An 11,477-nucleotide genomic window follows, 5' to 3' on the forward strand; every position below is an offset into this window, starting at 1 on the left:
TAAGAAATGAGTCATAATCATAAACAAGCAAGTTTATTAGATGCAATGATACCGCTTACCTTGTTGGTATTGATGCTGGCGTCAGCGGTGGTTTTATTTGGTGGTGATAGCTCTTATGGCCCGAATCAAATTGTCTTAATTATCGCTACATTTGTCGCTGGGCTAGTTGGGTTGAAAAATGGCTATAGCTGGAAAGAAATAGAAAAAGCCATGATTAATGGTATTTCATTATCTATGGGCGCTATTTTTATCTTATTGGCTGTTGGGTCTTTAATTGGTACTTGGTTGGCAGCCGGCACGGTGCCAACTTTAATTTATTTTGGATTACAAGTATTAAGCCCTGATTGGTTCTATGCAGCCGCCTGTTTAGTCAGTGCCATTGTGGCGATGAGTATTGGTAGTTCGTGGACGACAGCGGCGACAGTTGGTGTAGCACTAATGGGAATTGCGACTGGGATTGGCATGTCTCCAGCCATTGCAGCTGGTGCTGTTGTTTCTGGCGCTTATTTTGGCGATAAAATTAGCCCATTGTCTGAAACAACCAATTTAGCCCCAGCGGTTGCAGGGAGTGAATTATTTGAACATATCAGACATATGTTATGGACAACAGTGCCTGCATTTGTTGTGACCATGATCATTTTTACCATAATTGGTTTTACGTCAGTAGTTGATGCTGAAAATATTGCAATTGATGAAGTTCAAAACACGATTTTGTCCATCTATGACATTTCTATTATTCATTTATTGCCACTTGTTGTTCTAATTGCGATGGCGGCGAAAAAAGTTCCAGCGTTCCCTGCAATATTTATCGGAGCGTTAATTGGCGCTGTATGGGCGATGGTTTTCCAAGCTGATTTGTTAACCGACTTGTCTGGCGGTGAAGGTTTCATCGCCAAATTTTCAGTCGTTTGGGTCGCTATGTATGATGGTTTTAGCATTAAAACTGGCAGTGATTCGATGGACAGCTTGCTAAGTGGGGGCGGCATGTCGTCCATGCTAAATACCACTTGGCTAATTATGACAGCCTTAATGTTTGGTGCTGTTATGGAAAAACTTGGTCTATTAGCGGTGTTTGTAAAAGGCATTTTAAAAACAGCTAAAACGAGCGGTTCATTAATCACATCAACTATCTTTACTGCTTTTGGCGTAAATTTAGTAACTGCAGATCAATATATGTCGATAGTGATGCCAGGACGCATGTATCGTGAAGAATATGAACGACGAGGTTTAGCAAACGTAAATCTTTCTCGTGCTTTAGAAGATGGTGGCACTATAACCAGCCCACTTATCCCTTGGAATACTTGTGGCGCCTACATGGCAGGGGTTTTATTGATTAGCCCACTAGAGTATTGGTACTTCGCGTTTTTCAATTTATTAAACCCTATTTTTGCAATAGCATTTGCATTGTTAGGCATAAAAGTATTGAAGGCAAAAGTAGCACCACAATAATTAAAAGAGTCACATTGTATTAGGTTTAATGCAATGTGACTCTTTCAACATAGAGCATCGCGCCAATGACTGAATTAAACTCATCGAAACCGCAAGCAAAATACTTATCAGATTATAAAACTTCCGACTTTCTCATCCCAACAGTAAACTTATCGTTTAACTTAGACGATAATGCGACATTAGTTAAAGCGACTTATCAGATGACTCGCCAAAACAGGATGGCGACGCAATTAGTGTTAGATAGCCAAGTTAAAGACGTTATTGAGATATCGATAGACGACGAAGTGTTAGAGCAAGAACATTGGACTATTGAACACCACAAACTGATCATAGACGTCGATAAAGACAAATTCGAACTCACTATCGTATCTATGGCGGATCCGGCTAATAATAAAGCGTTAGAAGGCTTGTATAAGTCATCAGGGGTTTATTGTACGCAGTGTGAAGCTGAGGGGTTCCGTAAAATATCACCGTTCTTAGACCGTCCTGATGTGTTGTCTGTCTACACTGTGACAATTTTTGCGGACAAAAAGTCTTATCCTTTCTTATTGTCGAATGGCAATAACATAGCAAGTGGCGAACTTGAAGAAGACGGAGAATTGGTTCACTGGATCACCTGGCACGACCCACATCCAAAGCCGTGTTATTTATTTGCACTTGTTGCCGGTGACTTTGATTTACTGACCGACCAATTTAAGACCCGCTCGGGCAAAAATGTAAAATTAGAAATTTTTGTTGATAAAGGCAATTTAGACCAAGCTGGTCATGCTATGGCGTCCTTAAAAAAGTCGATGGCTTGGGACGAAACAACCTATGGTCTAGAGTATGATCTAGATACCTATATGATTGTTGCAGTTGACTTTTTTAATATGGGAGCGATGGAAAACAAAGGACTCAATATATTTAATAGTAAGTATGTTTTGGCGAATCAGTTAACAGCAACCGACACAGACTACCACGGTGTTGAAGCGGTCATTGCACATGAGTATTTCCATAACTGGACCGGGAACCGTGTTACTTGTCGCGACTGGTTTCAACTCAGCCTTAAAGAAGGTTTGACTGTTTTTCGTGATCAACAATTCAGTGCTGATATGGGCAGTGAAGTGTTAGAACGAATTAAACATGCAAGTATTATGAGAACCCATCAATTTGCCGAAGATGCAGGCCCAATGGCGCATTCGATTCGACCAAATAAAGTTATTGAAATGAATAATTTTTATACGGTTACTGTGTATGACAAAGGGGCAGAAGTTATTCGTATGTTACATAGTTTGTTGACTGCGAGCGGTTTCCGTAAAGGGATGGATTTATATTTTAAACGCCATGATGGCCAAGCCGTTACCTGTGACGATTTTATCGCGGCAATGGCCGATGCTAATAATACCGATCTCACTTTGTTTAAGAATTGGTACAGCCAAGCAGGCACACCTAAAGTTAAAATCGACACCGCGATGGAAGGCTCTAGTTTACAAATTCGTATTTCTCAATCTATTCCAAGTCGACCTACAACTGAAACAACGTTACCGTTAATGATCCCAATTCAGTATGAATTGTTAAGTAAACGTACCGGTGCGTCAGTTAAACGTGGTACATGGACACTGACTCAAACCCAGAATGACTTTAACGAATTAGTGAACGAGCCGGTTGAGTTAGTATTGTTTGAGAACTTTTCAGCGCCAGTTGCTATTGATTATCTTCAAACAAATGAGCAACTCTTATTTATCGCAAAACACGCAGCTGATCCATTTTGTCGATGGGATGCGATTCAACGGGTTTGGGCAAATGAAGTGCAATCAGGCCGAAGTAGTTCAGATGCATTAAACAGCTTTGCAGCCACTGTTATTCAAGATGAGACACTAGATACTGCTATCAAAGCTGAGTTATTAAATATTCCTAATTTTGATAGTATTTCGCAGCATTATGACGTCATCGATGTAGAACAAATCGTTGCTGGTTTAGAAAATATCTCAATGTCGATAGCGCAGTTTATCGAAACAGACTTGTTTACAAATTTAGGTTCATTGCAAAATATTGCAACAGAATATGAACCTTCAAATGTAGCGCAACGTAGGTTGAAACAAATATTATTAGGCTATCTTGCTCGTTTAAAAACCGCTAAAGCGGTGGAATTTATCGAACAAGCGTTTGAATCAGCACAAAATATGACTGAAAAGATGAATGCGTTAGAGGCTGCTCGAGTTTCTGATATAGCGTTATTGCAACGGTTATTGGCTAAAATGGATGAGACATACCAAGGTAATACCTTAGTTTTGGACAAAATGTTGTCATTAATTGGTCGTGTTGATTCTGAACAGGTATTTGAATTGATGACACAATGGTCTCAACATCCTGGTTTTGATGAAAAAAATCCAAATAGAATTCGTGCTTTATATGGCGCGTTTATTATGGGTAATCAAAAACGTTATCATGATGTGTCCGGTAGTGGTTATCAGTTCCTCGTTGATTTACTGCTAAAAATCGACCAATTTAATCCTCAAGTTGCCTCAAGAATGATTGTTCCATTAATGAGTTTTGCTCGTTATGACACAAAACGTAGTGAATTAATGACGAAAAGTTTGCAAAAACTGTCGGATAATTCTATTTCTGCAGATTTATTTGAAAAGGTTACAGCCGCACTTTCTTAGATATGAATAAAATACATCGATTCCGAATAGAACTCTCTGCGCGCGAGTGCAGAGAGTTCTACCAAGGATTGTTTACTACAATCCAAGTTCGAACTGAAGGCGGCCTCAGCCTTAGACTTTCAGCTCAACATGTACGCCATTTTATGACGGTAGGTGGCGTTTCTGGTATTTTTGAATTGCAAATAGATGAGAATAATAAGTTTATTTCTTTGCACAAAATCTCAAATTAACTAGCATTATTTCATCTATGTAATTTAAATATTTCAACTATAGCGTTTATTTATGACATTTTGCCCTTGCGCAGGGTTTGAAATGGTGTAATGATTGATGACACTTCTGCTCATCCGATGAGCTGAAATACCTCAAAAATAATTACAAATATAATCCTTAGAGGGCAGGGGAGAAAAATATGAATAATGGGGAACACAAGTCCAAGCTTAAACCAGTAGTAGCTGGTGTAGCCGTAGCATTACTTGCAATGCAAAGTGCTAGTCTACACGCTGCTAAGTATGAGTTAGGCGACTTCGATATATCCTTCGACTCTACATTTTCTGCCGGTACATCGTACCGTATAGAAGACCGTAATATGGAAAGCTTGGTCGGTAAATCAAATAACCAAACCTTTGATTGGAGTGGTTATGTTGGCTATCAACCAAAATATGTAAATACAGATGTATGGGACTCTTTTGGTTCATACAGCACCAATGGTGACTTAGGCAACCTTAATTACGATCCAGGTGAAGCGTTTTCACAAGTTATTAAAGGCTTTCATGAGCTAAGAGTAAATGCGGATACATACGGTGCCGTGGTAAGCTTTATGTATTATAAAGACTTTGCCGCTGAAGGGATTGGCTATAAAGATCCTGTCACCGGAGAAGTATTTGATCCATGTAAAGACGATAAAGCAAAAGAATTAGTATGTCAGGACTTTAGGTTTTTAGACGCTTACGTTTATGCTGACTTTGATTTTAACGATGGACTAAATCCACTTTCAATTAAAATTGGTGAACAAGTTTTATCTTGGGGTGAAAGTACAGTAATACCGCATGGTATCAATGTAACACCTGTGGATATCGCTCGTTTAAAAGCGCCAGGTTCTGATTTAAAAGAAGCATTCATTCCAGTGGGTATGGTTTGGGCCAATTTAGGCATTACTGAAAACGTATCGTTAGAAGCGTTTTATCAATATGAGTGGCAACAAACATATTTACCTGTACCTGGGTCTTATTTTTCGACAAATGACTTTGTCGGAAATGGCGGTCAATACAATGGTATTCAACTTAACTTTGCATCAAATCCAGATATGAACAGTGCCGGCGTAATGGCTGGTGTTAATGAAATTGGTAAGTTGTTAGCAACAGGTCAGATAGATGCGGAAACAGCTGCTGGGATGTATATTTCTGGTTATGCCAGTAAATACGCTATTCGAGCGAGTGACCAAGACATCAAAGCTAAAGATGAAGGTCAGTTTGGTTTGAAACTAGGTTGGTTCTCTGAAGACTTAAACTACACAGATTTTGGTTTTTATTACATCAATTATCATAGCCGCAGACCTTTAATATCAGGTAAATCATCAGACTTCTCCGCCGGTGCGGTTGGTCAGGATCTTGGTATTATTGCTTCAGCACAAGGTGCTGGCGGTTTAACAACGACCCAATTTAATAATTTAAATGCATTTACCAAAGGTGTAATTGAATTCCCAGAAGACATTAAACTTTATGGTTTCAGTTTTAATACAACAATTGGTGCAACGGCCGTCTCTGGAGAAATTTCATACCGTCAGGACGAACCAATCCAAATTGATGATACCGAATTGTTATTTGCAGCTATGCCTGAGCAACTTGCTAACGCTGGATTACGTCCAGAGATAACAGGGATCTCTCAATTAGGCGATTATGATGTTGCGGGTTGTAACGTACCGTTAGGTGGCGTCCAGCTTGGTGAAACAGCGTCGGGTTATTGTTTAGTTGATACAATTCAAGCGCAAATGACAGCAGTTCATATGTTCGGTCCTATGTTAGGCTTTAACAATGTTGCCTTAGTTGGTGAAATTGGTCATATCACAATTAAAGATATGCCTTCTCCTGACGAAATGCGTTTTAATGCCCCAGGTACTCCTCGCAGCGGTTCTTCAACAGTTGCCGGTGGTTTATTGCAAGCAGTACAAGATGGCGCAGATCTTACTCAAAATTTCCCAACAGATACGGCTTGGGGTTACCGAGCTATTTTAGTTGGTGAAATTAATGGTGTGTTTGGCTCATTTAATGTCAAACCTAAATTAGTATATTCACATGACGTTGATGGGATAACACCAGATCCACTGTTTTTATTCCACGAAGATAAAAAATCGGTTGGCCTAACGGTTGACGTAATTTATCAAAGTTCATTGTCATTTGGTTTTGGTTATAATTCGTTCTTTGGTGGTGTAGGTAATATCAACCAAATGTCTGACCGAGACTATGTGTCATTTAACGTTAAATATTCGCTGTAAGGGATAAAATAAAATGAATAAAATCACTTTATTAACGTCTGCTATTACACTGTCTTTGGTGTCAGTAGCGGCGTCTGCCAAAGTTTCTAGCTCTGATGTAGCGAAACTAACAAATGAACTCACTCCAATGGGAGCGGTTCGTGGACCAAATGCAGACGGTTCAATCCCAGGTTGGGCGGGTGGTATTACAACACCTCCTCCTGGATACGAAGTTGGTATGCATCATATTGACCCATTCGCTGACGACAAGGTTTTATACACAGTCACAAATGCCAACAAAGCTCAATACGCAGACTTCTTAACGCCGGGTATTTCTAAGATGTTAGAAACTTACCCTGATACTTATAAATTAGAAGTTTATCAAACGCGTCGTAGCTCGTCTTACCCACAGTACGTATATGACGCGACGTTGAAAAATGCTGCTAATGCTGAACTTGTTGAAGGTGGCAATGGTATTAAAGGTGCAGCAATCGGTGTTCCTTTCCCAATACCAAAAAATGGTTTAGAAGCCATTTGGAATCATATTTTACGTTTCCGTGGCACGAGTGCGACTCGATTTGGTGGCCAAGCGGCCCCAACAGCTTCAGGTGATTTCACGTATATTGGTTTTGATGAAGCAATATTACTTGATTATTCATCTCCAGATGCAACACCAGAGTCATTAGAAGAAAGTAATATTTTGTTCAAATTCAAACAAAAAATTACTGAACCTGCACGTTTAGCAGGATCTAAATTACTAGTACATGAAACAATGGACCAAATCAAAAAGCCACGTCAAGCTTGGCTTTGGGATAATGCTCGTAAACGTTTGAGTCGCGCACCAAATGTTGCATATGATGCACCTGGTTCAGCGTCAGATGGCCTTCGTACTACCGATGATTTCGATATGTATAATGGCGCACCTGACCGTTACAACTGGGAACTAAAAGGTAAAAAAGAACTTTTAATTCCATATAACAGCTATAAGCTTCATAGTGATAAATTGCAATATGAAGACATTATCAAGCCTGGTCATATTGCAACGGATATTGTTCGTTGGGAAAAACACCGTGTTTGGGTTGTCGAAGCGACACTAAAAGATGGTATTAGCCACGTCTATAAAAAACGTACGTTTTATATCGATGAAGATAGCTGGCAAATACACATTGCGGACTTGTATGACAACCGTGATGAGCTATACCGTGTCGCGGTTGCCTATGGTTTAAACTATTATGAAGTTCCTACTCATTGGAGCACGTTAGATGTCTATTACGACTTAAACTCTCGTCGTTATATTGCAATTGGTTTAGACAACCAAGAGACAATGTATAACTTCCAGAAAGAAATGAGTTCTAGAGACTTCTCAACATCCTCAATGAAACGTAACCGATAGTTACCCAAAAAAACGGTTGGATTCTCCAACCGTTTTTATTTCTGCCTATACTTAAGTAATTAACATAATTAGAACGCCATGAAAAATTCCCTATTAGTACCACTTTTTTTACTCCAGTGTTGCCTATTGAGCGCTTCATCATTTGCAGCAGCGTCAACAATTAGCAATGAAATTAACGATGCAATTCCCGCTTTTAAAAGCAAATTGAGTGCTAAAAGTTTATTAACTGACATCGAATTGGTCGGCGATACCATGTTTGCCGTCGGCGAACGTGGTCATATCATTTATTCTTCAGACGGTGATATTTGGTTACAGGCGGATGTGCCTGTTAATGTATTGCTAACTGCAATTAAATTTGTCGATAGTCAAGTCGGTTTTGCTATTGGTCATGATCAAACTTTATTAAAAACCGAAAATGGCGGCAAAGCATGGGAAATAGTTAACTATCAGCCTAGTTCAGACAAGCCATTTTTAAATTTGGACATTCAAGGACAAAACATTGTTATTGTTGGTGCATATGGCCTTTTTTGGAGTTCAAATGACGGTGGGAAAACCTGGGATAGCACTTATAAAGAAGCGCTATTACTGGAAGAAGATCGTCAATATTTACAAGAAATAAAAGAATTCGAACCAGAAGCTTACGAAACTGAAAAACAATTTTTATTACCTCACTTTAACGGTGTTACGTTAGCGCAGCATGGTTGGTATTTAAGTGGTGAAGGTGGGTTCGCTGCCGTCAGTTACAATCAAGGAAAAAACTGGGAACGACTTGAAACAGAGTATTATGGCTCGTATTTTTCAGTTCAGGAGTTAGCAAAATCAAATATAATATTAGCTGGATTACGAGGTAACGTTTTTTCGTTAAATATCGAGACCGGTGATTTTGACAATATTGATACACCTGTGTCTGCAACCATAAACAGTTTGCTGATTAAGGACGAAACAATTTACATGTTCGCAAACTCTGGAAATCTATTTATTTATAAAAACGGCGTAGTTACTCATAAAGCGTTTGCAGATGGCAAGGCGATTTTATCTGGCACTCAATGGCGCGATACATTGGTCATGGCGACCGAAGCAGGCATAAAGTCTATTTCAATTAACAAATTACCTAAGCAGTAGGGGATAATTGATGTTAATCAAAACACTAGAGAAATTTTTATTTAAACGACGTAGCTTAGTCGTCATTTTGTTTTCAATTGTTACATTAGTTTTAGGTTATCAAGCAACTAAAATTCAGCTAGACGCATCTTTCACTAAAAATATTCCGCTAAATCATGAATATATGAAAACGTATATGAAACATAGTGCCGATTTTGGTGGCGCAAATGGCATATATATTTCGGTTTGTGACCGTGACGGTAATATTTTCAATAAAGAATTTTTGAACGCCCTTAAAGGTGTTCACGACCAACTCTTTTTTATTCCTGGCATAAATCGTACGTTAGTTAAGTCATTGTATTCACCGTCTACGCGATATATTGAAGTCGTTGAAGATGGTTTTTCAGGCGGTCCAGTTATCCCTGCAGACTTTAAAGCAAATGCTGCGGACTTAGCTGTAGTAAAAGAAAACATAGAAAAAGCAGGGATCGTGGGACGTGTTGTTTCTGATGATTACAGCTGTGCTATGGTTTCAAGTCAGTTATTAGAAATAAACCCAGAGACAGGTAAAAAGCTCGATAGTATAGAAATGGCTGAAAGCTTGGAACGTGAGATCCGTGGCAAGTTTGAAACTGACAAAGTTAGTGTCCATATAATCGGTTTTGCCAAGATGATTGGTGATGTCGCGAACGGTGCGAAAGACGTTGTCATGTTTTTTGGTATCGCCATTGCAATAACGGCAATAATGGTTTGGATCTTTATTCGCTCTATACAGCTAACTATTTTACCGATTTTGTGTTCCTTTATGGCCGTTGTTTGGCAACTCGGCATGTTAAATACACTTGGATTTGGTCTTGACCCAATGTCTATTTTAGTGCCATTTTTGGTGTTTGCGATTGGTGTCAGCCATGGTGTTCAAATGATTAACTCCATCGGAAAACGAGTTCACGAGGGAAATACGGCATATCAAGCATGTTGTACAAGCTTCTGTAAATTACTCATTCCAGGTGGTATCGCATTGCTGTCCGATACTGTCGGCTTCTTAACGTTATTAACCATTGATATCGGTATTATTCGAGAGTTAGCAATAACGGCGAGTTTAGGTGTAGCAGTTATTATCTTTACTAACTTATTTTTATTGCCTGTCTTATCGTCGTTTATCGATTTTGATAAGCAGTTTAAGGCCCAGCCAGAAGGGACGCACGATAACTTGTGGCGCGCGCTAGCTAAGTTTACGGAACCTAAAAATGCGGCAATTATTCTCGTGATAACGGCAGGTTTATTTGCGTTTGGTTATTTTAAAAGTTTAGAAATGAAAATTGGCGACATGCAGGCTGGCGCACCAGCGTTGCATAGTGAAAGCCGTTATAACCAAGACACAATGTTAATAACTGACCGCTATGCTATTTCGACGGATGTATTAAAAGTTATCGTAGAAACCCGTGACAGTGGTTGTACTTATCATGATGTGATGGAACGTGTTGACCGTTTCCAATGGCGTTTAGCCAACGTCGATGGCGTACAATCAGCCATTAGTCTTTCTACCGTTGCAAAGATAGTTAGTACAGGTGTAAACGAAGGTAATTTGAAATGGCGTTCTTTGCCAAGAAATCCTCAGTCATTAGCGCAGTCAAGTGCAAGAATAGAAACGAGTTCAGGCTTATTAAATCGCAACTGCAGTATTATGCCTATAATTCTGTTTTTGGAAGATCATAAAGCGGAAACAATTGAAGGTTTAGTTAAGGCCGTTAAGGAAGCTAAGTTAGAACTAGAAACAGACGATATCAAATTCCAATTGGCATCCGGGTCAGCAGGTGTAATGGCGGCGACAAATGAAGCGGTAGCAGCAGCCCAAACACCAATGATGTGGTATGTATACGGCGCTGTAATCATTTTATGTCTAATCAGCTTTAGGTCGGTTAAAGCAACTATTTCTGTGGTCTTACCGTTATTTGTCGTGTCAACTTTAGCACAAGCATTGATGACCTATTTACAAATAGGGCTAACTGTATCGACCATGCCGGTTATTGCGCTAGGGGTTGGTATTGGCGTTGACTATGGGATATACATTTTATCGACTATGGTTGAGTCATTACGTGCGGGGCGGAATTTAACAGAATCTTACTTCTTAGCGTTAAAAGAACGTGGAAGCGCTGTTTTGTTTACTGGTTTGACGCTTGCTATTGGTGTGAGTACCTGGGCATTCTCGGCGTTAAAATTCCAAGTAGATATGGGGATTTTGCTAACCTTTATGTTCTTGGTGAACATGCTAGGTGCGATAATCATACTTCCCGCGCTTGCATCTCTGCTTTGGCGCAAAAAAAATCAAAAATAATTTAGCACCTAAATGTGAATAATTAGTTATAAAAGCGGCGTAAAGCCGCTTTTTTATTTAAAGCCTCTGCATATCTTTCGATTT

General features: G+C 39.4%; 7 protein-coding genes. All 7 read left to right on the plus strand.

Annotated elements, in window-relative coordinates; all coding sequences use genetic code 11:
- Window positions 1-6 precede the first annotated feature (6 nt).
- Entirely contained in the window at window positions 7-1,449 is a 1,443-nt protein-coding gene (nhaC, locus tag KO525_RS03200; protein WP_215962346.1) for a Na+/H+ antiporter NhaC, read from the plus strand.
- 65 nt (window positions 1,450-1,514) lie between these two features.
- Window positions 1,515-4,094 (plus strand): aminopeptidase N, encoded by a 2,580-nt coding sequence (gene pepN, locus KO525_RS03205; protein WP_215962347.1) that lies wholly within the window; start codon window positions 1,515-1,517, stop codon window positions 4,092-4,094.
- Between the two features lie 2 nt (window positions 4,095-4,096).
- On the plus strand, window positions 4,097-4,324 hold the full coding sequence (locus KO525_RS03210; RefSeq protein ID WP_215962348.1) for a DUF2835 family protein: 228 nt from the start codon (window positions 4,097-4,099) through the stop codon (window positions 4,322-4,324).
- Between the two features lie 179 nt (window positions 4,325-4,503).
- A complete protein-coding gene (locus tag KO525_RS03215) occupies window positions 4,504-6,585 on the plus strand; it encodes a DUF1302 domain-containing protein (protein ID WP_215962349.1) in 2,082 nt (693 codons plus the stop codon).
- 13 nt (window positions 6,586-6,598) lie between these two features.
- Window positions 6,599-7,957 (plus strand): DUF1329 domain-containing protein, encoded by a 1,359-nt coding sequence (locus KO525_RS03220; RefSeq protein ID WP_215962350.1) that lies wholly within the window; start codon window positions 6,599-6,601, stop codon window positions 7,955-7,957.
- A gap of 126 nt (window positions 7,958-8,083) precedes the next feature.
- A complete protein-coding gene (locus tag KO525_RS03225) occupies window positions 8,084-9,079 on the plus strand; it encodes a YCF48-related protein (protein WP_215962351.1) in 996 nt (331 codons plus the stop codon).
- A gap of 10 nt (window positions 9,080-9,089) precedes the next feature.
- A complete protein-coding gene (locus tag KO525_RS03230) occupies window positions 9,090-11,393 on the plus strand; it encodes an RND family transporter (RefSeq protein ID WP_215962352.1) in 2,304 nt (767 codons plus the stop codon).
- Window positions 11,394-11,477 lie beyond the last annotated feature (84 nt).

The sequence above is a fragment of the Psychrosphaera sp. B3R10 genome, assembly GCF_018861025.1.
Taxonomy (GTDB): domain Bacteria; phylum Pseudomonadota; class Gammaproteobacteria; order Enterobacterales; family Alteromonadaceae; genus Psychrosphaera; species Psychrosphaera algicola.

Excerpts from the sequence above, each read along its gene's own strand:
- nhaC (WP_215962346.1), top strand. The coding sequence starts at position 7 with ATGAGTCATAATCATAAACAAGCAAGTTTATTAGATGCAATGATACCG.
- pepN (WP_215962347.1), top strand. The coding sequence starts at position 1,515 with ATGACTGAATTAAACTCATCGAAACCGCAAGCAAAATACTTATCAGAT.
- KO525_RS03210 (WP_215962348.1), top strand. The coding sequence starts at position 4,097 with ATGAATAAAATACATCGATTCCGAATAGAACTCTCTGCGCGCGAGTGC.
- KO525_RS03215 (WP_215962349.1), top strand. The coding sequence starts at position 4,504 with ATGAATAATGGGGAACACAAGTCCAAGCTTAAACCAGTAGTAGCTGGT.
- KO525_RS03220 (WP_215962350.1), top strand. The coding sequence starts at position 6,599 with ATGAATAAAATCACTTTATTAACGTCTGCTATTACACTGTCTTTGGTG.
- KO525_RS03230 (WP_215962352.1), top strand. The coding sequence starts at position 9,090 with ATGTTAATCAAAACACTAGAGAAATTTTTATTTAAACGACGTAGCTTA.